Below are 26,426 nucleotides of genomic sequence, written 5' to 3'. Positions count from 1 at the left end.
CGAGTGACTGCCGCACCTCGGCGACAGACCGAGCGGCGGCGGCTCAGCGGGCGAACGCCCCGAATCGCAGCAACGGCACCTGTCGTTCCTCCGGTGTGAGACCACCGTGCTGGCCGACCATGCCCCGGCTGCGCTGATCGGCCGCCGTGCCGTCGTACACCGCGCCGTTGCCCCGTGCGACGACCAGCAGGTCGCCGATCCGTGACGCCGCAGCTTCCGTCACCGTCGGGCCGAACAGACCCGACGCGATCGTCTCGGCACGGCCTCCCACGTCGGCGGCGCCGTCGAGATCTCGTCGCCAGCGCGAGAGGATCTCGGCGGCATCGACGTCAGGGTCGAGATACACGTGCAGCATGCGCGGCTCGCCGCCGATGCTGCTCACGCCGACGAGATGCTCGGACTCGAGAACCACCTGCTTGTGCCCCGGTACGTCGACCATCCCGTGGTCGGAAGTCACGATCACCCCGACGCCGGGAGGAACGCGGCGCGCCAGGGCGGCGTCGACGTCCTCCAGTGCCGACACCCACTGGCGGGACACGATTCCGTGTCTGTGGCCGGCCTTGTCGACCTCGGGCAGGTAGCAGTACACCAGGGATCCGGGGTTCCGCTCCGCAAGGTCGTACGCGGTCGCGACGCGATCGGCGGGCGACGCGGCGGAGACGAACTCGGCCCCCCGCAGCGTGGCCCTGCTGAAACCGCTGCCCGCATAGGCGGCGACGCCCACCGCGAACACGGGGCGTCCGTCGGCTGCCGCCTGCTCGAACACCGTGGGCGCGACCTGCCAGGACGCGGGATCGACGCCGGAGCTCTCCCATCCGGAGAGTTGATTGACGATGACCCCTCGAGAGCGGTCCAGCACGCTGTAACCGACGAGTCCGTGCTCGCCCGGCCACACACCGGTCAGGATGCTCGTCAGAGCCGCGGCCGTGGTCGACGGGAACACCGAGGAGGCGACGTCCTTCTTCGCCATTCCTGCCGTCAGCGCCCGAGCGTGACCCGCATGCGCGCGCAGGCTGATCGCCCCGAGGCCGTCGATCAGGACGAGCACGACGGACTCGGCCCGCGGCAGGGTCGCGGATTCGCCGCGGAGAGCGGCGAACAGGTCGCCCGCCACCCCGACGATGCTCCGGGCCGTGGGCGACTCGGACGGTAGCATGAGGGACATCCGAGCCAGTCTGTCACAGGCTCCCCGCGCCCTTCAGCCTCTGCAACATTTCCAGGATGGCCATGCCGAAAACCCCGCCGCCCGAGCTCGCCCCGGAGCGAATCCAGGACATCGACCTCGAGAGCGAGATGCAGGGCTCGTTCCTCGAGTACGCCTACTCGGTGATCTACTCGCGCGCCCTGCCCGACGCGCGCGACGGTCTCAAGCCTGTGCAGCGCCGCATCCTGTATCAGATGGCCGAGATGGGCCTGCGCCCCGATCGTGGTCATGTGAAGAGCGCCCGCGTCGTCGGCGAGGTGATGGGAAAGCTGCACCCGCACGGCGATTCGGCTATCTACGACGCCCTGGTCCGACTCGCGCAGGACTGGGCGCTACGCGTTCCGCTCGTCGACGGTCACGGCAACTTCGGATCGCTCGACGACGGCCCCGCCGCAGCCCGTTACACCGAAGCTCGGCTGGCGTCGCCCGCCATGGCGCTCACCGAGAACCTCGACGAGGACGTCGTCGACTTCATCCCCAACTACGACGGTCAGTTCCAGCAGCCCGCCGTCCTCCCCGCGGCCTTCCCCAACCTGCTCGTCAACGGCGCCAGCGGCATCGCGGTGGGCATGGCGACAAACATGGCACCGCACAACCTCATCGAGGTCGTCGCCGCAGCCACGCATCTGCTCGAGAACCCGGACGCCACGACCGAAGAGCTCATGGAGTTCGTGCCCGGTCCCGACTTCCCCTCCGGCGGCATCCTGATGGGCCTCGACGGCGTGAAGGACGCGTACACCACCGGCCGCGGCGCGCTCAAGGTCCGCGGCAGGGTGTCGGTCGAGCAGATCGGACCGCGTCGCACGGGCATCATCGTGTCCGAGCTTCCCTACATGGTCGGACCCGAGCGTCTGATCGAGAAGATCCGCGACGCCGTGCAGTCCAAGAAGCTGCAGGGCATCAGCGATGTGACCGACCTCACGGACCGCAACCACGGCCTGCGCGTCTCCATCGGCATCAAGACGGGCTTCGATCCGAACGCCGTGCTCGAGCAGCTGTACCGGCTGACCCCGCTGGAGGACTCCTTCAGCATCAACAACGTCGCCCTCGTCGACGGGCAGCCGCGCACGCTCGGCCTCAAGGAGATGCTCAGCGTCTACGTGATGCACCGTCTCGAGGTCATCACACGCCGCAGCCGGTACCGGCTCGCCCGCCGCGAGGAGCGCCTGCACCTCGTCGAGGGTCTGCTCATCGCGATCCTCGACATCGACGAGGTCATCCAGGTCATCCGCTCCTCGGATGACTCCGAACAGGCCCGCGCCCGACTCCGGTCGGTGTTCGATCTCAGCGAGCTGCAGGCCGAGTACATCCTCGAGCTGCGCCTGCGCCGTCTGACCAAGTTCTCCCGCATCGAGCTCGAGGCCGAACGCGACGCCCTGCTCGCCCACATCGCCGCGTTGAAAGAGCTTCTCGGCAGCCCGGCACGGCTGCGTGCGGCGGTCGCGAGCGAGCTCGACGCCGCGGCCGACGCATACGGCACCCCGCGGCGCACGCTGCTCATGAACGCCGCTCCGCCGAAGCCGCGCGCGGCGAAGGGCGCACCCGACCTGCAGATCGCCGACGCACCGACCGTTCTCGTGCTGTCGACCACCGGTCGAGCGGTGCGGGTCGACCTCGCCGAGGGCCAGGAGCTCTCGGCACCCGCCCGCCGCAGCAAGCACGATGCGATCCTCACGACCGTCGAGACGACTGTGCGCGCCGAGATCGGCGCGTTGACCAGCGCCGGGCGCGTGGTGCGCTTCTCCCCCGTCGACCTGCCGTCGGTGCCCTCCAGCTCTGTGCAGCTCGCCGCCGGCACGCCGCTGCGCGACTATCTCGGCATCACCGCGCGAGGCGAGCGGATCGTCGGCTTCGTGCGATTCGACAGCGAGACGCCGGTCGCGATCGGCACGGCCCAGGGCACGGTCAAGCGCATCGTCCCCTCGACGCTGCCGGTACGCCCGGAGATCGAGGTCATCGGCATGAAGGCCGGCGACACAGTCGTCGGCTCCGCCGAGGCCCCCGACGAGGCCGAACTCGTGTTCGTCACGACCGATGCGCAGCTGCTGCGGTTCACGGCATCCGCCGTGCGCCCGCAGGGAGCTCCGGCCGCCGGCATGGCCGGCATCAAGCTTGGCGCGGGTGCGTCGGTGCTGTTCTTCGGCGTCGTGACCCCTGACGCGGATGCCGTCGTCGCCACGGTCTCGGGCGGAGAGAGCATCCTCCCCGGCACCGACCCCGGCCGGGCCAAGGTCTCCGCCTTCGCCGAGTACCCCGCGAAGGGACGTGCCACGGGTGGCGTCAGGGCGCACGCGTTCTTGAAGGGCGAGGACCGCCTGACGGTCGCGTGGGTCGGACCTTCTCCGGCTCTCGCCGTCGACCCGACCGGCGCCGTGCGCAAGCTGCCCGAGCCGGGTGCCCGCCGAGACGCTTCGGGCCAGCCCATCGACGGCGTGATCGGATCGATCGGCCGCACGATCGTCTGATCCCGTCGTCCTCACGGGCGCCGGCCATCACACGGTCGGAGCAGCGGCCTCCTCGCCGAGGTGCACGAGTCCCTCGGACACGATGGCGGCCACGGTTCGCGCGTGGGCGCCGTCGGGGTCGAGGTCGGGGTCGAACACCGTCACAGAGGCTCCCCAGGCCCGGGGAGCGAGCACGCGCAGGAGATCGACCAGCTCATCGGGCGACAGTCCGCCGGGGTCAGGGCTGTCGACCGCCGGCATGTGCGCAGGATCGAGCACGTCGACGTCGATCTGCAGCCAGAACCCGTAGTCGAGTCCCGGCACCGACAGGATTCGCGATGCGGCGCGTGCTGCGCCGTAGAGGATGACCTGATCTGCAGGGATCATCAGGGCGATGGCGTCGGAGACTTCGGCGATCTCCTCATCCTCACGACGGCATCCGACGTGGGCCGCGGCCGCGGCATCGAAGTACGGGCCGAGCCCGTCGATGTCGGCGATCCCGGGAAGATGACGTCCGATCGCCGCGGCGAGGTCCTCACCGGCCAGCGCGCCGTAGGAATCGCTGTTGCCTGGGTGGCGGAAGTCGGTGTGCCCATCGACGTGCACGAGGCCCCCGCCACCGCTGACCTTCGAGGCGAGACCGGCGGCGATCACCAGGCTGCAGTCACCGCCGAGCACGAGAGGCGCATGGCCCTCGCGACGAAGGGTGACGAGCCGGCGCGCCAGACGACGGGCATGATCGATCAGCGCCGGTTGATTGCGCACCGTGCCCGCTGGACGTCTCTCGTCATCCAGATAGCGCCCGGGAAGCACGACTCCGGCATCGAACGCACGTCGGGCGAGGGAGGCGTGCAGCCCGGCCTCCCGCAGCGCCTCCGGTGCCTTGGCCGTGCCGGGAACAGCGCCCCGCTGCGGAGGGCGTAGGCCCAGGTTCGACGGCGCCGAGACGATCGCGATCATCGCCCCATCCTCGCAGGAGGCGCGGTGCGGCTCCTGCGAACACGCAGGCCGGGCGCTCCCGCAGCTCCACGGATCGCCCGGAGGTCAGGCGTCGATCGACTCGCGAGAGAGCCGGTCGGACGACTCGATGATGAACTCCCGGCGCGGCGCGACCTCGTTGCCCATGAGCAGTTCGAAGACGCGGCCGGCGGCCTCGGCATCCTCCATGCGCACCCTGCGCAGCAGGCGCCCTCCGCGGTCCATGGTGGTTGACGCCAGCTGCTCGGCATCCATCTCGCCGAGACCCTTGTACCGCTGAATCGGCTCGTGCCAGCGCTTGCCGGCCTTCTTCAGCTTCGTCAGCAGGGCGTGCATCTCCTGCTCGCTGTACGTGTAGATGGTCTCGTTCGGCTTCGAGCCCGGGTTCATCACGATCACACGGTGCAGCGGGGGCACGGCGGCGAACACGCGCCCCTCCTCGATCAGCGGCCTCATGTAGCGGAAGAACAGCGTCAGCAGCAGGGTGCGGATGTGCGCCCCGTCGACGTCGGCGTCGCTCATCAGGATCACCTTGCCGTAGCGCGCCGCGCCGATGTCGAAGCTGCTCCCCGAGCCCGCGCCGATCACCTGGATGATCGATGCGCACTCGGTGTTGGAGAGCATGTCCCCCACTGACGCCTTCTGAACGTTGAGGATCTTGCCTCGGATCGGCAGCAGCGCCTGGAACTCGCTGTTGCGCGCGTTCTTCGCGGTGCCCAGAGCCGAGTCGCCCTCGACGATGAACAGCTCGCTGCGCTCGACCTCGTTCGTGCGGCAGTCCACGAGCTTGGTCGGCAGGGTCGAGGATTCGAGGGCGTTCTTGCGCCGCTGCGTCTCCTTGTGCGCGCGCGCCGACACGCGTGCCTTCATCTCCGCGACGATCTTGTCGAGCAGCTGGGTCGCCTGACTCTTGTCGTCGCGCTTGGTGGAGCTGAACCGCTCGCCGAGATCCTTGCGCAGGACCTGCGCGACGATCTGACGCACGGCGGGGGTGCCGAGCACCTCTTTGGTCTGGCCCTCGAACTGCGGTTCGGGAACGTTCACGGTGAGCACAGCGGTGAGCCCCGCCAGGACGTCGTCCTTCTCGAGCTTGTCATTGGCCCCGACCTTGAGCCGGCGGGCGTTCTGCTCGACCTGCGTGCGCAGCACCTTGAGCAGCTCCTGCTCGAAGCCCTGCTGGTGGGTTCCGCCCTTCGGCGTCGAGATGATGTTCACGAACGATCTGGTGGTCGTCTCGTAGCCCGTTCCCCAGCGCAGCGCGATGTCGACGCCGCAGACCCGCTCGACCTCGGTCGAGACCATGTGTCCGTCCGCTTGGAGCACCGGGACGGTCTCCTTGAAGGTCCCCTCGCCCTGGATGCGCCAGGTGTCAGTGACGGGAGCGTCGGACGCGAGATACTCGACGAACTCCGAGATCCCGCCCTCGTAGTGGTAAGAGGTCTCGTTCTGCTCCTCGGCCCGCTGGTCGCGGACGACGAGCTCGAGCCCCGGGACGAGGAACGCGGTCTGCCGCGCCCGCGTCTCGAGTTCGCCGAGCTGGAACGCGGCGTCCTTCGTGAAGATCTGACGATCAGCCCAGTAGCGGATGCGCGTCCCGGTTACGCCGCGGGGCGTCTTGCCGACGATGCGAAGCTCGCTCTTCTCCTGGAACGGAGTGAACGGAGCATCCGGATGCTTCTCTCCGCCTTTGTCGTCGAAGTTGCCCGGTTCGCCGCGACGGAACGACATAGCGTAGGTCTTGCCGCCACGATCGACCTCGACGTCGAGGCGCTCGGAGAGCGCGTTCACGACGGACGCGCCGACGCCGTGCAGGCCGCCGGATGCCGCGTAGGAGCCGCCGCCGAACTTGCCGCCGGCGTGGAGCTTGGTGAAGACGACCTCGACGCCCGTCAGGCCGGTGCGAGGTTCGACGTCGACGGGGATGCCGCGACCGCGGTCGTGCACCTCGACGCTGCCGTCGGAGTGCAGGATGATGTCGATCTTCGTGCCGTTGCCGGCGACCGCCTCGTCGACGGAGTTGTCGATGATCTCCCAGAGGCAGTGCATGAGGCCCGGGGATCCGTTCGACCCGATGTACATGCCCGGGCGTTTGCGGACGGCCTCGAGCCCCTCAAGAACCTGAAGATGATGGGCGGAATACTCGGCTGTCACAATCTCCGAGTCTATTCGTCGGACCCCGCTGTGAGCTGCAGACACTCCCCTGACGGAGCCACCTGGGGCCCCGGACGTACGCGCTGAGCGAAACACGCCGTGATCCGGGCATGCACCCAGGCTCCGCGTGGTTGTATTGATCAAGTCCCGACAGCGAACCCGACACTCAAGGAGGCACCGAGATGAATGCAACGACCGAACGTGAGGCCTCCGCCGCAGAGTTCCGGCTGACCGCCATGGACCGCTGCGACTCGTGCGGCGCACAGGCGTACATCGCCGCCGAGGTCAATGGCACCGAGATGCTCTTCTGCGCCCACCACGGCCGCAAGTACGAAGAGAAGCTCCGCAGCATCGCCACCAGCTGGCACGACGAGACTGCCCGCCTCATCGAGGCCTGAGTCCGTCGTCAGGTTCAGGAGCCGGCTCCTGAACCGTCCGCTCAGTCCGAGGCCACTCGCCGTACACGCGCCGTGAGTCGGGTGAGGATCTCTTCGCCGACCGTGTCGATCCGCTCCGCGAGCGTCGTGGCAGTCGCCTCGCCGTGCGTTCCCGTGCCGAAGATCCAGACGCGGTCGCCGACCTCCAGTCCCCCGCCTTCGACGAGCGATGTCGTGAGGTCGATCGACGCGACGATCCGCGTGCCCCGCTCAGTACCCACGGGCATCCCCGCCAGCGTGGACGGCAGACCGTCGAAGGACCCGATCGAGATCACCGCGCCCTCGTCGACCACGTCGATCACGGTCGCCGTCAGTTCGGCCACCGGAAGAACACCCTCGAGCTCGGGACCGTCAGCCGAGCGGATGCCGTAGCAGAAAGCGCCGATGCGCGAGAGGGTCCCCCGGAGTTCGGGGCGCCACCACGAGGCTGCGGACGCCGTCAGATGCTGCCATTGCGGCGTCGGCCCTGATTCTGCCGCCGTCGTGATCGCGCGGAGGAACACCTGCTGGGCATCATCGTCCTCCGCGTCGCTCGCCTCGGCGAGATGGCTCCACACGCCCACGAGTACGAGCGCGCCGGCCTCTTCAGCCCTGCGGACCGCGTCGATGGTCGCCGGCCAGTCTTCGAACAGCACTCCGTTGCGGTGCAGACCGGTGTCGATCTTCAGATGCACGCGCGCCCGGATACCGAGAACCGTCGCCCGGCTGATGACCCGCGAGAGGTACTCCGCGGTGCCGACGCCGAGATCGATCCGCTGCATGAGCGCCTCGTCGATCTCGGAATCCGTCGACGTGGCCCAGGCGAAGACGTCCGCAGGTCGCTGGAGGATGCGCCTGATCTCCACTCCGCCTGCCACGTCGTAGCTGCCGAACCAGTCGACGCCGGCGCGCTGCGCGGTCTCCACGGCCCATGTGATGCCGTGCCCGTACGCATCGTCCTTCATGACCAGCATGAGGACCGACGGCGAGATGCGGGTGCGCACGGCCTCGATGTTCGCGATGAACTGCTCACTGCTCAGGCGGAGCTCGGGCCGGCTCATGCTTCCCACTCCCTCTGTGCGTGCGAACCGGTCACTGCCACGAGCTCGGCGACGGTGAGGCCGGTGACCGCGCTCCAACGCGCCAGCGCTGGAGCGGCCGGTCCGATGCCCCCGAAATAGGTGACCTCGCTGCCGACGGCCGCCTCGTGCCCCTGCAGGTCGACGACGCACACGTCCATGGCGACACGGCCGATGATGGGCCGCTCTACGCCGTCGACCTCGACGTGCGCGTTGTTCCCGAGCGCCCGCACGATCCCCTGCGCATAGCCGCCTGTGACCAGTGCGACGACCGTGTGCTCGGACGCACGGTGCGTGTACCCGTACGACACGGCATCGCCGGGCTTCAGCCGCTTCGTGGACAGCACGCGCCCGGCGAGACGCAGGATAGGGCGGTTGGCGAGCACGCCGTCGGCATCGGGCAGTCCGTACAGCAGCGTCGAATCGATGTCGGGCTCTTCGTCGACGACTGCATCGATCCCCTCGAGAGCGAGCGCCTCGGCCTCGCTCTGTGAATCGACCAGCACGTGCGCGATGCCGGCGACACGCGCGGCCTGCCCGACCGTGAGGACGCCGTGCCCCCACGCGTCACGCCGGAGATCCGCGATGCGGCCTCCGGCCGCGACGGCCGCGGCGGCCGACGCGGTGAGCGCCGACCGGGAGATCACCGCGCGAGGAAGCGCACTGCTGGAGAGCATCAGAGTCCGATCGTACGGAAGTCCTTGCTGTGGATGAGGTGCTCGATCGCCGCACGAGCGCCGTCGGCGTACTCGTTCAGATGAGCGTGAGCTTCGCCAGCCGACCACTCGATACCGCGACGCGAGGTCACCGCCGAGAGGATCGCGTCCGCCCACTGCGGATTCAACGGCAGCGCCGGACCCTGCACGTTCGACGCGTAGGCCTCTCCGCGCCGGACGATCTCGCCTGCGCCGCTACCGCCTTCATCACCGACGCCTCCGGCGCGGGCGAAGCTTCCCTTGCCCGCCACGACGGCGCCGTACGGCACGGCATCCGCTCCGAGCATCCACCGCGACGCGTGGTCCTCGAAACCGATGACCCGGCCGTCGACGGTGTCGGCGATGATGTAGCCGACGTTGCGCTCGCGAGTGCGTGCGACTCGGAACGGGAAGATGCCGAGGCCTTCGAGCTTCTCGCCGTCGAGCAGGTCGACGCCTTCACTGAGCAGTTCTGCAGAAGCGCCGATCGAGAACAGCGAACCGCCGGCGGCGACGAAGGCTTCGAGCTCCGCCGAGCGCGCCCGCAGATCGTCTGCGACCAGGCGCATGGCCGAGAGCGGGCCGTTCCCGAACACGAGGATGTCCGCGTCAGCGGGAAGCGGGTCGCCGATACCCACATGCACCACCTCGACGGGGACCCCGGCTCGCTCGAGACGCACCTGCAGAGCGCGGACGTTGCCGCGGTCTCCGGTGATGCCGAGCTCGACGGGATAGAGCTGGACGATACGCACGGTGTCGGTCATCGGCGGGCGATCTCCTGATCTCCGTGACCGAGCAGCCGTCGCCCGATCATCATCAGCTCGTAGTTGACGAACCAGGTCTGGGTGCCTGACGGCGAGGGCGTCAGGGCGCGCATGAGCGCGACGGCCTTCTCCATGTCGGGCTCGACGACGCCGATCTCGACACCGGCATGCTCGAGGCTGAGGGCGAGCTGGTACGCCTTCTCGCCGGTCACGACGTCGATGCGCTTCAGCACGTCGAAGTCGACGTCGTAGAGCCAGGAGACGTCGGGCGTGCCCTCGTCGATCGCGATCAGAGCGCGATCGGGCGCGGTTTCGAGAGCGTCGAGATTCATCTGCAGACTCGGCGCATTCTTGAACATCACGAACTCGACCTGCTCGCCGGCGGGGTCGCGGCGCAGCGGGATGACCTCACCGCGTCCGTATGCCGGAGCCATCTTCGCGAAACCGTTCGCCGCCTTGTCGACAGCGAAGTCGGCGCCGAGAACCCGCGAGGCCACCGTCAATGCCGCCGCAGCGTCAGCCGCGTAGTGCAGACCTCGGGCGGGCAGCGTGATCGGCGCATCCGTGCCGTCCACACGCACGACCACCTTGCGCCCCTCGGCGCTGATCACCTCGGCGTACGCCTCGTGGTCGAGGATCCCCGCGATGCCGCTGCGCGTATCCGCCGCGTTGGCGAGGCCGTGGGCGGATGCGGCGACGAGTTCGCTCGATACGCCGAAGAACGATACCTCTCCGCGCATGGCGCTCGCATCGATCTTGCTCAGATACGGGTCGTCGCGATTCACGACGACGTGTGCCGACGCGCGCTGGGAGGCCTCGAGCATCATGTCTGCGACGCGTTCGGTCTCGTAGAAGCGGTAGAGCTGGTCGACCTGCACGTTCAACGACAGGATCACCGCGGGTGAGAGCCGGTCGGCGAGATCAGCCGCGTAGCCCTCGTCGATCTCGAGCACCGCGACGTCGGCCTTGATGCGGCCCGTCAGGGTGGCGTCGGCGAGGAGAGCGCTTGTCACGCCCTGAGGCAGATTCGCGCCCGTGGGGTTCGTGAACACTTTCAGCCCGTGTGCGCGCAGCACCTCGCTGATCATGTGGGTCGTCGTGGTCTTCCCGTTCGAGCCCAGCACGAAGACCACGCCGTATCGGAACTGTCCGGCGAGCGTCGGGAGCAGTGTGGGCGCCAGCCGGTTGGTCAGATAGCCGGGGAACGCCGATCCACCACCGCGCAGCCGCGTGGCGAACCGCGCGAGCTTTCCCGCGAGGACGGGGAAGACGTAGCGGATACCTGCCGAGCGCGCCTGAGGTGCGCCCGACATCATTCGAGGTAGTCCCGCAGCGACTGCGACCGGCTCGGGTGGCGCAGCTTCGCCATCGTCTTCGACTCGATCTGACGGATGCGCTCACGCGTCACGCCGAACGTGTCTCCGATCTGGTCAAGCGTCTTGGGCTGGCCGTCGCCCAGGCCGAAGCGCATCCGGATGACGCCGGCTTCGCGCTCGGAGAGGGAGTCGAGCAGCTGCTCGAGCTGGCGCTGCAGCATCGTGAAGCCCACCGCATCAGCCGGCACGACCGCTTCGGTGTCCTCGATGAGGTCACCGAACTCGCTGTCGCCGTCTTCACCGAGAGGCGTGTGCAGCGAGATCGGCTCGCGACCGTACTTCTGCACCTCGACGACCTTCTCAGGCGTCATGTCGAGCTCACGGCTGAGCTCCTCGGGCGTGGGTTCGCGGCCGAGATCCTGCAGCATCTGGCGCTGCACGCGGGCGAGCTTGTTGATGACCTCGACCATGTGCACAGGAATGCGGATGGTGCGGGCCTGGTCGGCCATGGCACGCGTGATCGCCTGGCGGATCCACCACGTTGCGTAGGTCGAGAACTTGAAGCCCTTGGTGTAGTCGAACTTCTCGACCGCGCGGATGAGACCGAGGTTGCCCTCCTGGATCAGATCCAGGAACTGCATGCCGCGGCCCGTGTAACGCTTGGCGAGGGAGACGACGAGACGAAGGTTGGCACCGAGCAGATGGCTCTTGGCACGCTGACCGTCGCGGGCGACCCACTGCAGGTCGAGACCCAGCTGGCTGGTCTTCTCGGCTGCCGTCATCGTCGAGAGCTTCTCTTCGGCGAACAGACCCGCCTCGATGCGCATCGCGAGCTCGACCTCTTCAGCCGCGTTCAGAAGCGCGACCTTTCCGATCTGCTTCAGGTAGTCCTTGACAGGGTCGGCCGTCGCGCCCGTGATCTGCGTGGAGTAGACCGGGACGTCCTCGTCATCGTTCGACGAGATGACGATCGCGCCTGTCGGCAGCGGCTCGGTGAACTTGGGCTTGGCGTCCTCGTCGTCGTCGTCGGCATCCTCGGCCGGCGCGGCGGGTGCATCGTCGTCTTCGACGATGTCGTCGGACTTCTTCTTCTTCACGGGAGCACGCTTCGCGGCGGCACGCTGCGCCGCCGTCTTGGGCACGGCCTTCTCCTCGACCGCGTCGACCTGCTCGTCGGTCTGAGGCGCGTCGGCGGTCTTCTTCGTCCGGGATTTGTTTGTCGTGGCAGGAGTCACGTTTCGCCTTTCACGGGGCAGCTGCATCGCCCCGGGACTTTCGGACACTAGTAAGACCCTTGTCAAGTCCAGCCTCCGAAAAGACTGATTGACAACGGGTCAGACACCTAGTATCGCACACGTATCGGAGTGCGGGTGCATTCGCTCGGGATTGCCCCGCAATACTCAGCGGCGGCCCTGCTTGTCACTCAGCCGCGGCCCTGCTTGTCGTCGTCGCCGGACGGGCGCGATGCGAGGTAGCGCTCGAGTTCGGCCGCGAGTTCGTCGGCGCTGGGAAGGTCGCGCTCGTTGAAGCCGCCCTCGTCGTACGAGCCGTCCTCCGGATCGCGTCCGGCCATGTAGGCGTCGTAGCGGCGTTCGAGATTGTGCACCATCTGCTGCAGCTCATCGTTGCCGATGACCTGCTCGTCAACGCGCGCCAGGTAGTCCTCGCGCCGGCCCCGCACCTCGTCGAGCATCAGCACGAGTCCCGTGGCGGCCATCAGCCGCTCGGCCGCCGTGATCACGGCATCCGGATTCTCGGTCTCTGCCAGGTAGTGCGGTACGAGCAGTACGAAGCCCACGACCCGATCGCCTCGCTCTGCGAAGCGGAACTCGAGCAGGTGGCCCGCGGTCGCAGGCACCTGGGTGCGCGGCCGCCACACCGAATGCGCCACGGTGAGCTCGCGTCGATTGCCGCTGACCGTGGTGCCGATGGGCCGGGTGTGCGGCACGGGCATGGCGATCGAATGCACCCAGTTCATGCCGGACACCTCGAGTTCATCGGCGAGGGCGAGGACGACTCGTGCGAACTCGTTCCAGAGGAAGTCGGGTTCGTAGCCGGCCAGCAGCAGGAACTTCTGTCCCAGCGCGTCAGTGCCCAGCGACAGTTCGAGACGCGGCGGGCGGAACTCGGTCAGATGATCCTGGTCGAAGGAGATGACCGGGCGGCGAGCCCGGTAGTCGAGCAGCGCGTCGTTGTCGAAGACCACGACGGGCTGCAGATCCGCACTCTCACGGAGGTGGTCGATGAGCCCCGACACCGCGCTGCCCGCATCGGTGAAACCGGTCAGCAGGACGACGAGCGGAAGGCCGTGCGGCACCGCCGGGGCGTTCGCGACGCGTTCGTGGATGTCTGAAGGGTTGGGCATGCTTCCATGCTACGAGCCGTGTCGGTCTTGGGGGCGGCGCCGGTCTTGCTGACAGCGAACACGCCACGGCCGGGTACGGCCGAGCCCGGTGCACCGGCTCTCTAGGATGGAGTCATGACGCTTCCCGCGCTCTCACGCACCACAGACCCGTTCCCCGGAAGCGCTGCAGATGCCGCAGTGCTCGTCGTGCCCGACATCTCGGACTCGATCGATTCCCTCGCCGCATACCCCGGCCTCGCAGAGAGCCTCGCCGCCGTCGGCTTCACCGGTGCCGCCTCGGCCTTCGCCCGCGTCTACGCTCCCGACGTCACCTCCGTGCCGCTCGCCGTGGTCGGAGCGGGTGCATCGCCGACCGCCGCCGCGGTGCGGAACGCCGTCGGCGCGGCCCTGCGCACCCTCACCGGGTTCGAGACGGTCTCGCTCTCTCTTGCTTCCGGCCTCGAGGGATTCGCGGATGCCGCGGCCGAAGGCGCCGTGCTGGGCGGTCACCGCTTCGACGGCTACAAGGCCGACCCGCCCAAGGCGCGTGCCCGCAATGTCGTGCTCCACGCCGACATCAGCGACGAGTCGATCTCCCGGGCGAACGCGGTCGGCGCCGCCGTCGCACTCGTCAAGGACCTCGTGAACGTGCCCGCGGAATGGCAGAGCCCCGCGCAGCTCGCGCAGAGCGCAGCCGACAGCGTCGACGGACTCGACGTCTCGGTCGAGATCTTCGACGAGAAGGCGCTCGCCGAGCAGGGCTTCGGCGGGATTCTCGGCGTCGGACAGGGCTCCGACCGCCCGCCGCGTCTGGTGCGCCTCGACTACTCCCCCGCCGGGGCGCTGCGGCACATCGCCCTCGTCGGCAAAGGCATCACCTTCGACACCGGAGGTCTGTCGCTGAAGCCCGCCGCCTCCATGGTCGGCATGAAGTTCGACATGGCGGGCGCCGCCACTGCCCTCGCCGCCCTCCGGGCCGTCGCAGCTCTCCGCGTTCCCGTGCGCATGACGGCATGGCTGTGCATCACCGACAACATGCCGTCGGGCCGGGCGATCCGCCCCGGCGACATCCTGCGCATGCTCGACGACACCACGGTCGAGGTGACGAACACCGATGCGGAGGGCCGTCTCGTGCTCGCCGACGGACTGGTCGCCGCCAGCCGGGAGCATCCAGATGTGATCATCGACGTGGCGACCCTGACCGGCGCCATCGTCGCCGCTCTCGGCCACCGTCACACCGGCGTGTTCGGCGACGACGCGACGGTGGCGGAGTTCCTCGCCGCCGCGGATGCTGTCGACGAACCAGCCTGGCACATGCCCCTTCCGGCGTATCTGGAGGATGCGATGGACTCGCCCATCGCCGACCTGCAGAACGCCAACATGGGTGACCGGATGGGCGGCGCATCCTATGCCGGCCTGTTCCTGCAGCGCTTCATCGGCCGCACGTCCGACGCCGACGACGCACCCCGCATCCCCTGGGTGCACCTCGACATCGCCGGCTCGAGCGAGCACAACGGCGCACCCTACGGCTTCATCGAGAAGGGCCCCACGGGGGCGATGGTCCGATCGATCATCGCCTTCGCAGACGCATCCCACCAGGAGGCAAGATCATGACCACACACACCTTCGACGTCGTCGTCCTGGGTGGCGGCAGCGGCGGCTACGCCGCTGCTCTCCGCGCCAGCGAGCTCGGCAAATCCGTGGCGCTCATCGAGAAGGACAAGGTCGGCGGGACCTGCCTGCACCGAGGCTGCATCCCGACCAAGGCGCTCCTGCACGCCGCCGAGGTCGCAGAGCACGTCCGAGACGCCGCGCACGTCGGCATCTCGGCGACGCTCGACGGTATCGACCCCGCCGGCGTGCGCGCCTATCGAGAGGGCATCGTCGCCAAGAAGTTCAAGGGTCTCGAAGGACTCGTCAAGGCACGCGGCATCACCACCGTCGCCGGCACGGGGCGCCTGAACACCGATCGATCGGTGAGCGTGGGCGACGACGTCTACGTCGGATCCGATGTCGTCCTCGCCACAGGGTCGTACAGTCGCACCCTGCCGGGGCTCGAGATCGGCGGACGGGTCCTCACCAGCGAGCAGGCGCTCGCCCTCGATGTGATCCCCGAACGCGTGCTGATCCTCGGCGGCGGAGTCATCGGAGTCGAGTTCGCGAGCGTGTGGCGATCCTTCGGCGCCGAGGTCACCATCATCGAGGCGCTGCCTCACCTGGTCCCCAATGAGGACATCGCGCTAAGCAAGGGACTCGAGCGGGCGTTCCGGCGTCGCGGCATCCAGTACTCCCTCGGCATCCGGTTCGCCTCAGCCGTGCAGGACGACGACTCCGTCACCGTGACTCTGGAGGACGGCAAGGAGTTCACCGCCGATTACCTGCTCGTGGCCGTCGGCCGCGGGCCGGTCACCGCCGACCTCGGCTTCGAAGAGGCAGGCGTCGCTCTCGACCGCGGTTTCGTGACGGTCGATCAGGATCTCCGCACCGGCGTCCCGGGCGTCTGGGCGGTGGGCGACATCGTCCCCGGCCTTCAGCTCGCGCACCGGGGCTTTCAGCAGGGCATCGCGGTCGCCGAGCGCATCGCAGGCCTGTCGCCGGTGAACATTCCGGACTCGCAGATCCCGAAGGTCACATACTCGAGTCCAGAGGTCGCGTCGGTGGGCCTCAGCGAGGAATCGGCGGTCGCCGCGCATGGAGCGGATGCCGTCGCCTCGTACGAGTACAACCTCGCCGGCAACGGCAAGAGCGAGATCATCGGCACCGGTGGCCTGGTCAAGGTGGTCCGCCTGAAGGACGGCCCTGTGCTGGGGGTCCACCTGCTCGGCGATCGCGTGGGCGAACTCATCACCGAGGGCCAGTTGGCCGTCGTGTGGGAGGCGCACCCCGAGGACATCGCGCCCCTGATCCACGCACACCCCACCCAGAGCGAAGCGCTCGGCGAGGCCTTCCTGGCGCTGGCCGGAAAGCCGCTTCACGCCCTCTGAGCACCAATCGGTGCGCAGTTCACTAAGCTAGACACGCGTCATACAACATCTTGAAGGAGACTCCGTCATGAGCACATCCGTGGTCCTCCCCGCTCTCGGTGAGAGCGTCACAGAGGGTACGGTCACCCGCTGGCTGAAGCAGGTCGGTGACACAGTGCAGGCGGACGAGGGCCTGCTCGAGATCTCGACCGACAAGGTCGACACCGAGATCCCGTCGCCCGTCACCGGTGTGATCGAGGAGATCCTGGTCGCCGAGGACGAGACCGTCGAGGTCGGCGCTCTGCTCGCCCGCATCGGCGATGGCAGCAGTGCCGCGCCCGCTGCGGATGCCCCCGCGGCCGCTGCCCCGGCAGCGGAGGCCGCCCCCGAGCCTGCCGCCCCGGCAGCCGAGGCCCCGGCTGAGGCAACACCCGAGGCCGCTCCGGCCGCAGATGCCGCTCAGGCCGCAGCACCCGCTGGCGACGCGACCGACATCGTGCTCCCCGAGCTCGGTGAGAGCGTGACGGAGGGCACCGTGACCCGCTGGCTCAAGCAGGTGGGTGACACCGTCGCCGTCGACGAGGCTCTGCTGGAGATCTCGACCGACAAGGTCGACACCGAGATCCCCTCCCCCGTGGCCGGCGTCCTTCAGGAGATCGTCGCGGGAGAAGACGAGACCGTCGCCGTCGGCGCCGTCCTCGCACGTGTCGGCTCCGGAACGGCTCCCGCTGCTGCCCCGGCACCCGCACCCGCTGCCGAGCCGGCGCCCTCTGCCGCTCCGGCACCCACGGCTGCTCCTGCCGCTGCACCTGCTCCTGCCGCTGCACCTGCACCTGCCGCTTCGCCCGCACCCGCTGCTGCTGCCCCGGCGCCCGCCGCTGCTCCGGCAGCCCCGGCCGCCGCGGAAGAGAACGACAATCTGTATGTCACGCCGCTGGTGCGCCGCCTGGCGACCCAGCAGGGTGTCGATCTCGCCACCGTCAAGGGCACCGGAGTCGGTGGACGCATCCGCAAGGAAGACGTGCTGAACGCCGCTGCGACCGTGGCCGCTCCTGCGGCTGCGGCACCCGCTGCAGCCGCCCCGGCTCTCGAGGTCTCGCCGTTGCGCGGCACGACCCAGAAGATGTCGCGTCTGCGCAAGGTGGTCGCGGAGCGCGCTGTCGCCTCCATGCAGCAGACCGCCCAGCTGACCACGTTCGTCGAGGTCGATGTCACTGCTCTGGCGGCCTACCGCGACAGCGTGAAGGTCTCGTTCCAGCAGAAGACGGGCGACAAGCTGTCGTTCCTTCCGTTCTTCACGCTGGCTGCTGCTGAGGCGCTGCAGGCGTTCCCGATCATCAACTCGACGGTCGACGGCGACAGCATCGTGTACCCGGCGTCGGAGAACATCTCGATCGCCGTCGACACCGAGCGCGGCCTGCTCACACCCGTCGTCCGCGACGCCGCGAGCAAGAACCTCGCTCAGCTGGCGCACGAGATCGCCGATCTCGCCGCCCGGACGCGTGACAACAAGCTGAAGCCAGACGAGCTGGCCGGCGGCACGTTCACGGTGACCAACACGGGCTCGCGCGGTGCACTGTTCGACACGCCGCTCGTGTTCCTGCCGCAGTCCGCGATCCTCGGCACCGGCACGGTGTTCAAGCGCCCCGGAGTGGTGACTGTCGACGGCGCGGATGCGATCGCCGTGCGCTCGTACGTGTACCTCGCGATCTCGTACGATCACCGCATCATCGACGGCGCCGATGCCGCACGCTTCCTGGGGGCCATCAAGGCCCGCCTCGAGGGTGCGAACTTCGCAGCCGTTCTCGGAGCCTGATCACACGATCACCCTGGCTGGTCCGCGACGCCGTAGACGTCGCGGACCAGCCATTTCTCTGCCAGTCGCACGAGCACCAGCATGAGTTCGCCTGCCGTCTCCTCCGCGGTTCCCGACGCAGGTGAGAGACGGATCACCGCGATGTCACCATAGGCGTCGACGAGCTCGGTAGCGGGAGCATCCGACTCCGAGGCCTCACCCAGGGCGTCGACGATTCCCGCTGCCCCACTCGCCACCGCGCCCTCGCACGTGGTGTCGCCCCGACCCGCGCACGACGCGATCTCCTCGAGCAGTGCTGTCGCCGCCGCCACAGGATCGTCAGACGTTCCCCGTGGGTCGGGTGGTCTCGGTGACTCCGCCGGGTCGTCCGCGTTCGGGTTCGCGGACGATCCGGTGGGGTTCGGGCCCTCGTCCGACGCCGGACTCCTCGACGGCGCGGCTGAGGATGCGGCTTCCCCTGTGGCTCCCCCCGGCCACAGCAGTCCTCCCGCGATCACCACGACCGCGCAGGCCCCCGCGATCATGATCTTGCGACGGGCCGGAGGTGAGGCGGTGCCCGACGCCGTGCGGGCGAGATCGCGCTCCCGCCGTCGGAATCGAGCCGACAGAGCGCTTCCCGCGCGATGCACGCGCTCGGCCGCGTCCGCCACCGCCGGCCGCAGCCTCGCACCGAAGACGCCTTGTCGCGCAGAGCTCCGCGACGCGCGGCGGGTCGTCGGCGGACGTATGCCGCCCTCGCGGAGCATCTCGATACCGCGCACGCGCTCGGGGGCGTGCATCGCAGTGTCGAGCGCCCGCGGCGCGGCGATCTCGAACAGCTCGGCTTCCCAGCGCTCGAGCTGCATCGGCGACATGCGCGGTCGGTCCCTGCCGTCCCGCAGTCCGTCACGCACCGCGGCGAGCAGGCGCCCCAGCGCCCGGTCGCTCCCTTCGCGGTGAACCCGGTCGACGACCGCGGCAGCCGCATCTCGCACGTCGTCGCCTTCGCCGATCACGAACACCGGCCGGCCACCGTCGGTGAGCCACCAGCACCCATGATCGCCCTCATCGACAACCTCACCGACTCCCCGGATCAGGCTCACGACGAGAGTGCTCGCCTCTCCGGCGGTGAGCGGTGCCCCGATCGCGGCGCGTCTCCCCAGGAACGCGTCGACGGTCTCGGTGCACCACGGCAACAGGACGCCGTGACCATCAGCGCGGCGCACGAGATCGAGAGGACCGGCGACATGGTCGCTGCCCGCATAGCTCCACCCGGCCCACCCGCTGAGATCGTCGGCGTCCGTCATCACGGCGATGGCCTCCCCTGCCGTGACGAGAGCCCCGCGGAACGGCCCTTCGTCGGCGCCGAGCACACGGATGGTGCGGTGGGCGCCCGGCACCAGTGCGGTGCCGCCTTCCGTCTCTGAGGTCATGCCCCTATGACAGCGCATCGGCAGCCTTCGCGGGGCCGGAAAGCCGCGGATGTGGAGCGATTCGCATGAAAGCCGAAATGTGCAGGAGGAGTCGAATCCGCCCGACGCGAACGGGACATCGCAGGCATGCCGGAATCGGTAGGCTGGTATACATGGCAAACCGTACGTCTGAACCTGAGAAGCGTCCTGGGTTCTTCTCCCAGATCAAGTCCCTCTTCACGTTCACCCGCGAGATCTACCCCTGGCTCCCCTGGGCGCAGATCGCCATCATCATCGGCGGCGTGCTGATCGGCCTGCTCGTCGGGGCCTTCATCCCCCCGGTGAACGTCTGGACCATGGTCCTGTGGAGCATCTCGGGTCTCATGCTCGGCGTGCTCGCCTCGATGTTCCTGATGACGCGGCTCTCGACGTCGGCGATGTACCAGAAGATCGACGGGATGCCCGGCGCCACCGGTCATGTGCTGAGCACGAGCCTCGGCCGCAACTGGCAGGCCTCCGAGGCGCCGGTAGGCATCAACCCGAAGACGCAGGACGCGGTCTATCGCACTGTCGGTCGCGGCGGCGTCGTGGTCGTCGGCGAAGGTTCCCGCGGTCGCCTCACCCGCCTGGTCAACGACGAGCGCAGCAAGGCGGCACGCGTCGCGCACGGTGTGCCCGTGACAGTGCTGTACGTGGGCCACGGCGACGACGACGTCTCGATCGCGGACCTCGCCAAGACGATCAAGAAGCTTCCCAAGGCCATCGACAAGACCACGATGGCTGCTGTCATCCGCCGCATCGACTCGGTCTCGCAGTCGATCTCCTCGCTGCCGATCCCGAAGGGCATCGACCCGACGAAGGTGCGTTCGCAGCGTCCACGCTGATCCATCGACAGGGACCACGAAGAAGGGCCGCTCTCCTCCGAGAGCGGCCCTTCTTCTGTCAGTCCGCGAGGAACTCCTTCGGGAGCCGTCGCACCTTGGCACGGCGCCGACGGCGCTCCGGGATCATCGAGCGCATCTCGTCGAGCTTGCCGAAGCAGAGCAGCCGATCCTCGTCCTGAAGCAGGACGTGCTTGCGCGGGTTCGGGATGACGGTGACGCCTCGATGCAGGGTGAGCACCGTGATGTCCCGATCCCACAGGCCGAGATCACCGAGCTGCTTTCCCACCTGCTCGGCTCCCGCGTGGATCACGAGCTCGGCCACGCCGTAGCCCGTCGAGACGCTGAGGCGCTGGCGCACGTCGATCTCGGGGAAGTTCACCTGGTTGGCGATGTAGTCCACGATCGCGCCGGCGACGTCGAGTCCCGTCGCCTGCTCGATGCCCTGCAGGCCCGGCGAGGAGTTGACCTCCATGACCAGCGGGCCGTCCTCGCCTTCGAGCATGTCGACGCCCGCCACTCGCAGGCCCATGATCTGCGCGGCTCGGACGGCTGTCTGCTCGTATACGGGGTCGAGCGTGACGGCCGCGACCGAGCCGCCGCGGTGCACGTTCGAGCGGAACTCGTCTCCTGCTGCCGAACGCCGCATCGCGGCGACGACCCGGTCGCCGACGACCAGCGCACGGATGTCGCGTCCGCGGCTCTCCGCGATGAACTTCTGGATCAGCACGTTCTGCTTGGTCGAGTGCAACGTCTCGATGATCGCCTCGGCGACCTTGACCTGGGGAGCGAGGATGACGCCGATCCCCTGCGTGCCCTCGAGCAGCTTGATGACGACCGGCGCGCCGCCCACGCGCTCGATCGCAGGCCGCACGTCGGCGCGGTTGCGCACGAACGCGGTCGGCGGCATCGCGATGTTGTGCCGCGACAGGATCTGATTCGCGCGCAGCTTGTCACGCGCGCTCGAGATGCCGTTCGCGGTGTTGGGCGTGTACACGTCCATCTGCTCGAACTGCCGGACCACAGCCGTGCCGAAGTACGTGATCGAGTTGCCGATACGCGGCAGGATCGCGTCGTAGTCGCTGAGCTGGCGGCCCCGGTAGTGCAGATCTGGCGCATCGGCGGTGAGATCGATCGCGAAGCGCAGGGTGTTCAGCACCTTCACGTTGTGTCCGCGCTGCAGGGCGGCAGAGCGCAGTCGTTGAGTGGAGTACGCCTGGGGCGCACGGGACAGCACTGCGATCTTCACAAAGAATTCCTGCCAGGATGTACGGGTGAGTAAGACATCCCATTCAAACACTCTTATCGGGTGGCGAGAATGGGTGAGCCTGCCCGATCTCGGCGTCGACTGGCTGAAAGCGAAGATCGACACCGGTGCGCGGACCTCCTCACTTCATGCTTTCGGCATTCGCGAGTTCGAACGCGACGGCGAGAACTGGGTGCGCTTCTGGGTGAAGCCGTGGCAGCACAGCCAGGACGACGCCATCGAGGTCGAGTGCCCTGTGCACGATCGCCGAGCCGTGCGGAGCTCCTCGGGCCACGCGCAGACGCGTTTCGTCGTCGAGCTCCTCATCCGCCTGTATGACCGCGAGGTGCTGGCCGAGGTCACGCTCAGCAATCGGGACGAGATGGGATTTCGGATGCTGATCGGACGTGAAGCACTGCGACAGGGATACGTCGTCGACCCCGCTCGCTCTTTCGTCGGCGGCAAGGCCCCCCGCGATGCTCGCCGCCGCAATCGCGGCAAAGACACCCCAGCAGGCTCCGAGACCGCATAGACGGTCGGCTCCCGAAGCGGATCAGGCCCGGATCAGCACCAGGCCCGCGACCTTGTCATGCAGACCGCGCTGATCCGGATCCCACACGACGGCCGGGATCACGAGCACGAGCAGAAGCGTCCGCACGAGCGGGCGCCACAGTCCCACCCACCCCGGGCCCGAGAACAGCACCACGCGCATGCCCAGGATCCGGTGCCCCGGACTGCCGCCGGCAGTCGGGATGAAGAGGATCTGCACGACGGCGAAGACGATCAGCGTCGCCAGGGAGTCGTACTGGAAGAACGCGATCGAGATGATCACCGCGGCGGCCCAGTCGATCGCGAGTGCGCCGATCCTGCGGCCGGGACGGGCTATGCTCCCAGGGCCCTGCTCGGGGAGACCGAGTCGTTCGCCGGGGTAGGAATTCGCAGCATCCGTCACCCTCCCAGCCTACCGGCGCGTAACATGCTCGAAACAAAGCGGACACCAAGGGGAAATCGTTCGCACGTACTGTGCACAATGGCCGTGAAGCCCTCGATCCGCATTACAGGAGTCGTCCATGTTCAAAGATTCGTCCGAGGTACTGAGCTACATCAAGGAGAACGACGTCAAGTTCCTTGACATCCGCTTCACCGATCTCCCTGGCGTGCAGCAGCACTTCAACATCCCGGCATCGACGGTCGACGAGGACTTCTTCGTCAACGGCCAGCTCTTCGACGGCTCCTCGATCCGCGGCTTCGCGAGCATCCACGAGTCCGACATGCAGCTCATCCCGGATGTGACGACCGCCTACGTCGACCCGTTCCGCGAAGCGAGCACGCTCGTCATGGTCTTCGACATCTACAACCCGCGCACCGGCGAGATCTACTCGAAGGACCCGCGTCAGGTCGCCAAGAACGCTGAGAAGTACCTCGCGTCCACCGGCATCGCCGACACCGCCTTCTTCGCCCCCGAGGCCGAGTTCTACATCTTCGACGAGGTCCGCTACTCGGTCACCGCCGGCGAGAGCTTCTACAAGGTCGACTCCGAAGAGGCCGCGTGGAACACCGGCCGCGAGGAAGAGGGCGGCAACCTCGGCAACAAGACCCCCTACAAGGGCGGCTACTTCCCCGTCTCCCCCGTCGACAAGACCGCCGACCTGCGCGACGACATCACGCTCAAGCTCATCGATGCCGGATTCATCCTCGAGCGCTCGCACCACGAAGTGGGCACGGCCGGTCAGCAGGAGATCAACTACCGCTTCGACACCATGGTGCACGCGGCCGACGACATCCTGAAGTTCAAGTACATCGTCAAGAACACCGCTGACCTCTGGGGCAAGTCGGCCACCTTCATGCCGAAGCCGCTCTTCGGCGACAACGGCTCGGGCATGCACACGCACCAGTCCCTGTGGAGCGAAGGCAAGCCGCTCTTCTACGACGAGGCCGGATACGGCCAGCTCAGCGACATCGCGCGCTGGTACATCGGCGGCATCCTGGCGCACGCACCCGCACTGCTCGCGTTCACCAACCCGACCCTGAACAGCTACCACCGTCTGGTCAAGGGCTTCGAGGCTCCGGTCAACCTGGTCTACTCGGCCGGCAACCGCTCCGCCGCCATCCGCATCCCGATCACAGGATCGAACCCGAAGGCCAAGCGCATCGAGTTCCGGGCGCCTGATGCCTCGGGCAACCCGTACCTCGCCTTCGCCGCCCAGCTCATGGCCGGTCTCGACGGCATCAAGAACCGCATCGAGCCGCACGAGCCGGTCGACAAGGACCTCTACGAGCTTCCCCCCGAGGAGGCCAAGAACATCCCTCAGGTTCCGAACTCGCTGCTGGACTCGCTCGAGGCCCTGCGCGAGGACCACGCCTTCCTCCTCGAGGGCGGCGTGTTCACCGAGGAGCTCATCGAGACGTGGATCTCGTACAAGTACGAGAACGAGATCCTTCCGATGGCCCAGCGCCCGCACCCGTTCGAGTTCGAGCTGTACTACGGCGTCTGATCGAATCACACGAAGGCCCGCCCCGATCATCCGGGGCGGGCCTTCGTCGTGTCGGGAGACACCCGACGCGACGCGCGGTGCAACCGGCTTGACTCAGGAGCGCCCGCCTGCTCAACTGACAGTTCCGATCCGACACTCTGGGGGCACGATGCGACGTCGTCGACCGATCACCACGCCTGAACCGACGACCGCGGTGCAGCCTTATCAGGGCACGCGTCCGCACTCGCAGCCGACGACGGCCGCCGCGGCGATCGCCCGGATCAACCCGTTCATCTTCGGGCTTCTCGGCGCTCTCGGCGTCCTCGTCGCGCTGACCGTCGGTGGCATCGTCACCCAGCTCGGCACGGTGCTCGTCTACATCGGGTTCGCGGTGTTCCTCGCGCTCGGGCTCGATCCGATCGTCACCTTCCTCGAGCGACGCTTCTCGATGCCCAGGGCGGGGGCCGTGGCGATCGTCGTCGCGATCGTGCTCCTCCTGTTCGCGGGCATCATCCTCGCGATCGTCCCGATCCTCGTGACCCAGATCACGAACCTGATCGACAACGGCCCTCAGATGGTCGAAGACATCCAGCACGCAGACTGGTACCAGAACCTCACCGCCCAGTTCGGCGCCAACTTCGAAGACGCCGCAGCATCCGCCCTGACGTTCGTCAAAGACCCGACGAACCTCCTCAACATCAGCGGCGGCGTGCTCGCCGTCGGCAGCGGCATCGCGGGCGGCTTCACCGGCGTCACGATCGTGCTGATCCTGACGCTCTACTTCATGGCTTCGCTGCGGAGCATGAAGAAGGTGGCGGCCCGCTTCGTTCCCGCCTACCAGCGCGACACCTTCAGCAGCCTCGTCGAGGACGTCTCTGGCGCGGTCGGGCGCTACGTGATCGGCCAGGTCAGCCTGGCGCTCGTCAACGGCGTGCTGAGCCTGGTCATGCTGTCGATCATCGGCGCCCCGGTACCGGCGCTCCTCGCGCTCATCGCCTTCATCGGCTCGATGATCCCGCTGGTGGGCACGCTCTCGGCGTCGATCATCAACGCGTTGATCTGCCTCGTCGTGAGCCCGGTCACAGCGATCATCGCGTTCGCCTATTACCTCGTCTACATGCAGATCGAGGCATACGTGCTCTCACCCCGCATCATGAGCAAGGCCGTGGCCGTTCCGGGCTCCCTCGTCGTGATCGCAGCGGTGGCCGGCGGAGCGCTGGGCGGCATCGCCGGCGCCCTCGTCGCGATCCCCGTGGCGGCGAGCATCATCATCATCGTGCAGAAGGTGCTGTTCCCGGCTCAGGACCGCAAGGTCGTGCCGCCCGAGCTCATCGCACGATAAGCGCCATCGGCTGCACCGTGGCCACGAAGGACGAGACCTCGCCGACCTCCTCGCCGTCGACCTCGAACTGCTGAGGAGACTCCAGCGTCACCGAGACGGTCTGCGCGGCGACGTGGCGCGTCGACTCCGTGCTCACGGCCTCGGTCGTGCCGCCCAGAACGCGGCGGATGCCGTTGTCCCACACGACCGACCTCACGGTGTCGAGCCACTGCAGCGCGCCGTCAGCGCTCACGAGAAGCAGATCGAGCTGACCATCGTCGAGCACGGCGTCGGGAAGAAGGCGGATGCCGCCCTGGAGCATTCCGCAGTTGCCGACGATCATGGTGTGTCCGCGGACCTCTTGGGCGTCGCCATCGTCGATCGTCAGTGTGATGTCGGTCATCTCGGTGCCGGAGAGCGCCCGCCCCATCGCCTCGACGTAGGCGAGCCAGCCCGCGCGGTCCTTGAGGTCGTCGTTCGTCTCCACGAGCATCTGCGCATCGACTCCGAAGCCGACCATGACGGTGAAGGCTCGCTTCTCGCCCCCGAACTCGACCCAGCCGATGTCGATCTTGCGCGGCTCTCCATCGCGCACGCGCTCGAGCGCGGCCTTGAGATCGTCGAGAGGCACGCCCAGGTTCCGCGCGAGCAGGTTGCCCGTGCCCTGCGGCACGATGCCGAGTGCGACATCCGTTCCGGCCAAGACCTCCGCGACCGCTCTGACCGTTCCATCGCCGCCGACGGCGACGACGACCTCGCAGCCCTCCTCCACGGCGGCTGCGGCCATGCCTCGGCCGGGATCGTCTTCGCTGGTCTCCCACCACGTGACCTCGCCGGTGATCGACTCCGCCACGGCCGCGCGCAGCTGCTCCTCATCGATCTTCGAGGGATTCCAGATCACGCCGAGTCTTGAGATCGTCATGGAGACAGCTTGGGCGAGAGC

22 protein-coding genes are annotated in these 26,426 nt (G+C 68.0%); 9 read left to right on the top strand and 13 right to left on the bottom strand.

Going from position 1 to position 26,426, the window contains the following annotated elements; all coding sequences use genetic code 11:
- Positions 1-43 precede the first annotated feature (43 nt).
- Positions 44-1,165 carry an alkaline phosphatase family protein gene (locus ACI3KT_RS02840; protein WP_404902453.1) on the bottom strand — a complete coding sequence of 374 codons (1,122 nt, stop codon included), beginning with the start codon at positions 1,163-1,165 and terminating at the stop codon, positions 44-46.
- 62 nt (positions 1,166-1,227) lie between these two features.
- Here ACI3KT_RS02840 and ACI3KT_RS02835 point away from each other — a divergent pair, with 62 nt between their 5' ends.
- A complete protein-coding gene (locus tag ACI3KT_RS02835; protein ID WP_404902451.1) occupies positions 1,228-3,669 on the top strand; it encodes a DNA topoisomerase (ATP-hydrolyzing) subunit A in 2,442 nt (813 codons plus the stop codon).
- Between the two features lie 27 nt (positions 3,670-3,696).
- On the opposite strand, the gene ACI3KT_RS02830 is transcribed toward ACI3KT_RS02835, so the two are convergent.
- Entirely contained in the window at positions 3,697-4,608 is a 912-nt protein-coding gene (locus tag ACI3KT_RS02830; protein ID WP_404902448.1) for an arginase family protein, read from the bottom strand.
- 84 nt (positions 4,609-4,692) lie between these two features.
- Positions 4,693-6,777, bottom strand: coding sequence for a type IIA DNA topoisomerase subunit B (locus tag ACI3KT_RS02825; protein ID WP_404902446.1), 2,085 nt, complete (start codon positions 6,775-6,777; stop codon positions 4,693-4,695).
- Positions 6,778-6,959: 182 nt separating this feature from the next.
- Here ACI3KT_RS02825 and ACI3KT_RS02820 point away from each other — a divergent pair, with 182 nt between their 5' ends.
- Entirely contained in the window at positions 6,960-7,175 is a 216-nt protein-coding gene (locus ACI3KT_RS02820) for a hypothetical protein (protein WP_404902443.1), read from the top strand.
- A gap of 41 nt (positions 7,176-7,216) precedes the next feature.
- Here the strand turns inward: ACI3KT_RS02820 and ACI3KT_RS02815 are convergent, their stop codons facing one another.
- From ACI3KT_RS02815 to ACI3KT_RS02790, 6 genes are all read right to left on the bottom strand, one after another.
- Positions 7,217-8,254 (bottom strand): alanine racemase, encoded by a 1,038-nt coding sequence (locus ACI3KT_RS02815; RefSeq protein WP_404902440.1) that lies wholly within the window; start codon positions 8,252-8,254, stop codon positions 7,217-7,219.
- Complete coding sequence (locus ACI3KT_RS02810) at positions 8,251-8,949, bottom strand: alanine racemase (RefSeq protein WP_404902437.1); 699 nt, start codon at positions 8,947-8,949, stop codon at positions 8,251-8,253. Before ACI3KT_RS02810 ends, ACI3KT_RS02815 begins: the two co-directional genes overlap by 4 nt.
- Positions 8,949-9,731, bottom strand: coding sequence for a type 1 glutamine amidotransferase (locus tag ACI3KT_RS02805; RefSeq protein ID WP_404902434.1), 783 nt, complete (start codon positions 9,729-9,731; stop codon positions 8,949-8,951). Before ACI3KT_RS02805 ends, ACI3KT_RS02810 begins: the two co-directional genes overlap by 1 nt.
- Positions 9,728-11,047: a MurT ligase domain-containing protein gene (locus ACI3KT_RS02800; protein ID WP_404902431.1), complete on the bottom strand. Its 1,320-nt coding sequence runs from the start codon at positions 11,045-11,047 to the stop codon at positions 9,728-9,730. Before ACI3KT_RS02800 ends, ACI3KT_RS02805 begins: the two co-directional genes overlap by 4 nt.
- Positions 11,044-12,282 (bottom strand): RNA polymerase sigma factor, encoded by a 1,239-nt coding sequence (locus ACI3KT_RS02795; RefSeq protein WP_292909010.1) that lies wholly within the window; start codon positions 12,280-12,282, stop codon positions 11,044-11,046. The genes ACI3KT_RS02800 and ACI3KT_RS02795 overlap by 4 nt, the downstream gene beginning before the upstream one ends.
- A 188-nt stretch (positions 12,283-12,470) precedes the next feature.
- Positions 12,471-13,412: a proteasome assembly chaperone family protein gene (locus ACI3KT_RS02790; protein ID WP_292909008.1), complete on the bottom strand. Its 942-nt coding sequence runs from the start codon at positions 13,410-13,412 to the stop codon at positions 12,471-12,473.
- A 114-nt stretch (positions 13,413-13,526) separates the two neighbouring features.
- Here ACI3KT_RS02790 and ACI3KT_RS02785 point away from each other — a divergent pair, with 114 nt between their 5' ends.
- The 3 genes from ACI3KT_RS02785 to sucB all read left to right on the top strand — a co-directional run bounded on the left by ACI3KT_RS02785 (position 13,527) and on the right by sucB (position 18,170).
- The gene (locus ACI3KT_RS02785) at positions 13,527-15,005 is read left to right on the top strand and encodes a leucyl aminopeptidase (protein WP_404902428.1); all 1,479 of its coding nucleotides are present in this window, start codon (positions 13,527-13,529) and stop codon (positions 15,003-15,005) included.
- Positions 15,002-16,375, top strand: a complete 1,374-nt coding sequence (gene lpdA, locus ACI3KT_RS02780; RefSeq protein WP_404902425.1) for a dihydrolipoyl dehydrogenase — start codon at positions 15,002-15,004, stop codon at positions 16,373-16,375. Before ACI3KT_RS02785 ends, lpdA begins: the two co-directional genes overlap by 4 nt.
- A gap of 67 nt (positions 16,376-16,442) precedes the next feature.
- Positions 16,443-18,170, top strand: coding sequence for a 2-oxoglutarate dehydrogenase, E2 component, dihydrolipoamide succinyltransferase (gene sucB, locus ACI3KT_RS02775; RefSeq protein ID WP_404902421.1), 1,728 nt, complete (start codon positions 16,443-16,445; stop codon positions 18,168-18,170).
- 8 nt (positions 18,171-18,178) lie between these two features.
- Here sucB and ACI3KT_RS02770 read toward each other — a convergent pair whose 3' ends face one another.
- Positions 18,179-19,582, bottom strand: coding sequence for a hypothetical protein (locus ACI3KT_RS02770; RefSeq protein WP_404902418.1), 1,404 nt, complete (start codon positions 19,580-19,582; stop codon positions 18,179-18,181).
- Between the two features lie 152 nt (positions 19,583-19,734).
- On the opposite strand from ACI3KT_RS02770, the gene ACI3KT_RS02765 reads away from it, so the two are divergent.
- A complete protein-coding gene (locus ACI3KT_RS02765; RefSeq protein WP_292908998.1) occupies positions 19,735-20,445 on the top strand; it encodes a DUF4191 family protein in 711 nt (236 codons plus the stop codon).
- Positions 20,446-20,503: 58 nt separating this feature from the next.
- On the opposite strand, the gene rimK is transcribed toward ACI3KT_RS02765, so the two are convergent.
- The gene (gene rimK / locus ACI3KT_RS02760) at positions 20,504-21,691 is read right to left on the bottom strand and encodes a 30S ribosomal protein S6--L-glutamate ligase (RefSeq protein ID WP_292908996.1); all 1,188 of its coding nucleotides are present in this window, start codon (positions 21,689-21,691) and stop codon (positions 20,504-20,506) included.
- Between the two features lie 25 nt (positions 21,692-21,716).
- On the opposite strand from rimK, the gene ACI3KT_RS02755 reads away from it, so the two are divergent.
- Complete coding sequence (locus ACI3KT_RS02755; protein WP_404902415.1) at positions 21,717-22,220, top strand: ATP-dependent zinc protease; 504 nt, start codon at positions 21,717-21,719, stop codon at positions 22,218-22,220.
- A gap of 21 nt (positions 22,221-22,241) precedes the next feature.
- Here ACI3KT_RS02755 and ACI3KT_RS02750 read toward each other — a convergent pair whose 3' ends face one another.
- Positions 22,242-22,640: an RDD family protein gene (locus tag ACI3KT_RS02750; protein WP_292908992.1), complete on the bottom strand. Its 399-nt coding sequence runs from the start codon at positions 22,638-22,640 to the stop codon at positions 22,242-22,244.
- A gap of 118 nt (positions 22,641-22,758) precedes the next feature.
- Between ACI3KT_RS02750 and glnA the strand changes: the two genes are divergently transcribed.
- Together glnA and ACI3KT_RS02740 are read left to right on the top strand one after the other, a co-directional pair.
- Positions 22,759-24,183 carry a type I glutamate--ammonia ligase gene (gene glnA / locus ACI3KT_RS02745; protein WP_292908990.1) on the top strand — a complete coding sequence of 475 codons (1,425 nt, stop codon included), beginning with the start codon at positions 22,759-22,761 and terminating at the stop codon, positions 24,181-24,183.
- A 148-nt stretch (positions 24,184-24,331) separates the two neighbouring features.
- On the top strand, positions 24,332-25,504 hold the full coding sequence (locus tag ACI3KT_RS02740; protein ID WP_404902412.1) for an AI-2E family transporter: 1,173 nt from the start codon (positions 24,332-24,334) through the stop codon (positions 25,502-25,504).
- Here ACI3KT_RS02740 and ACI3KT_RS02735 read toward each other — a convergent pair.
- On the bottom strand, positions 25,491-26,405 hold the full coding sequence (locus ACI3KT_RS02735) for a diacylglycerol kinase family protein (RefSeq protein ID WP_292908986.1): 915 nt from the start codon (positions 26,403-26,405) through the stop codon (positions 25,491-25,493). The two genes, ACI3KT_RS02740 and ACI3KT_RS02735, sit on opposite strands and share 14 nt — an antisense overlap.
- Between the last annotated feature and the right edge of the window lie 21 nt (positions 26,406-26,426).

This window comes from Microbacterium sp. ZW T6_19 (genome assembly GCF_044987465.1).
Classification (GTDB): Bacteria; Actinomycetota; Actinomycetes; order Actinomycetales; family Microbacteriaceae; genus Microbacterium; species Microbacterium natoriense_A.
This window is presented reverse-complemented; position numbering and strand designations above follow the sequence as displayed.

Excerpts from the sequence above, each read along its gene's own strand:
- ACI3KT_RS02840 (WP_404902453.1), bottom strand. The coding sequence starts at position 1,165 with ATGTCCCTCATGCTACCGTCCGAGTCGCCCACGGCCCGGAGCATCGTC.
- ACI3KT_RS02835 (WP_404902451.1), top strand. The coding sequence starts at position 1,228 with ATGCCGAAAACCCCGCCGCCCGAGCTCGCCCCGGAGCGAATCCAGGAC.
- ACI3KT_RS02830 (WP_404902448.1), bottom strand. The coding sequence starts at position 4,608 with ATGATCGCGATCGTCTCGGCGCCGTCGAACCTGGGCCTACGCCCTCCG.
- ACI3KT_RS02820 (WP_404902443.1), top strand. The coding sequence starts at position 6,960 with ATGAATGCAACGACCGAACGTGAGGCCTCCGCCGCAGAGTTCCGGCTG.
- ACI3KT_RS02815 (WP_404902440.1), bottom strand. The coding sequence starts at position 8,254 with ATGAGCCGGCCCGAGCTCCGCCTGAGCAGTGAGCAGTTCATCGCGAAC.
- ACI3KT_RS02810 (WP_404902437.1), bottom strand. The coding sequence starts at position 8,949 with ATGCTCTCCAGCAGTGCGCTTCCTCGCGCGGTGATCTCCCGGTCGGCG.
- ACI3KT_RS02805 (WP_404902434.1), bottom strand. The coding sequence starts at position 9,731 with ATGACCGACACCGTGCGTATCGTCCAGCTCTATCCCGTCGAGCTCGGC.
- ACI3KT_RS02800 (WP_404902431.1), bottom strand. The coding sequence starts at position 11,047 with ATGATGTCGGGCGCACCTCAGGCGCGCTCGGCAGGTATCCGCTACGTC.
- ACI3KT_RS02790 (WP_292909008.1), bottom strand. The coding sequence starts at position 13,412 with ATGCCCAACCCTTCAGACATCCACGAACGCGTCGCGAACGCCCCGGCG.
- ACI3KT_RS02785 (WP_404902428.1), top strand. The coding sequence starts at position 13,527 with ATGACGCTTCCCGCGCTCTCACGCACCACAGACCCGTTCCCCGGAAGC.
- lpdA (WP_404902425.1), top strand. The coding sequence starts at position 15,002 with ATGACCACACACACCTTCGACGTCGTCGTCCTGGGTGGCGGCAGCGGC.
- sucB (WP_404902421.1), top strand. The coding sequence starts at position 16,443 with ATGAGCACATCCGTGGTCCTCCCCGCTCTCGGTGAGAGCGTCACAGAG.
- ACI3KT_RS02770 (WP_404902418.1), bottom strand. The coding sequence starts at position 19,582 with ATGACCTCAGAGACGGAAGGCGGCACCGCACTGGTGCCGGGCGCCCAC.
- ACI3KT_RS02765 (WP_292908998.1), top strand. The coding sequence starts at position 19,735 with ATGGCAAACCGTACGTCTGAACCTGAGAAGCGTCCTGGGTTCTTCTCC.
- glnA (WP_292908990.1), top strand. The coding sequence starts at position 22,759 with ATGTTCAAAGATTCGTCCGAGGTACTGAGCTACATCAAGGAGAACGAC.
- ACI3KT_RS02740 (WP_404902412.1), top strand. The coding sequence starts at position 24,332 with ATGCGACGTCGTCGACCGATCACCACGCCTGAACCGACGACCGCGGTG.
- ACI3KT_RS02735 (WP_292908986.1), bottom strand. The coding sequence starts at position 26,405 with ATGACGATCTCAAGACTCGGCGTGATCTGGAATCCCTCGAAGATCGAT.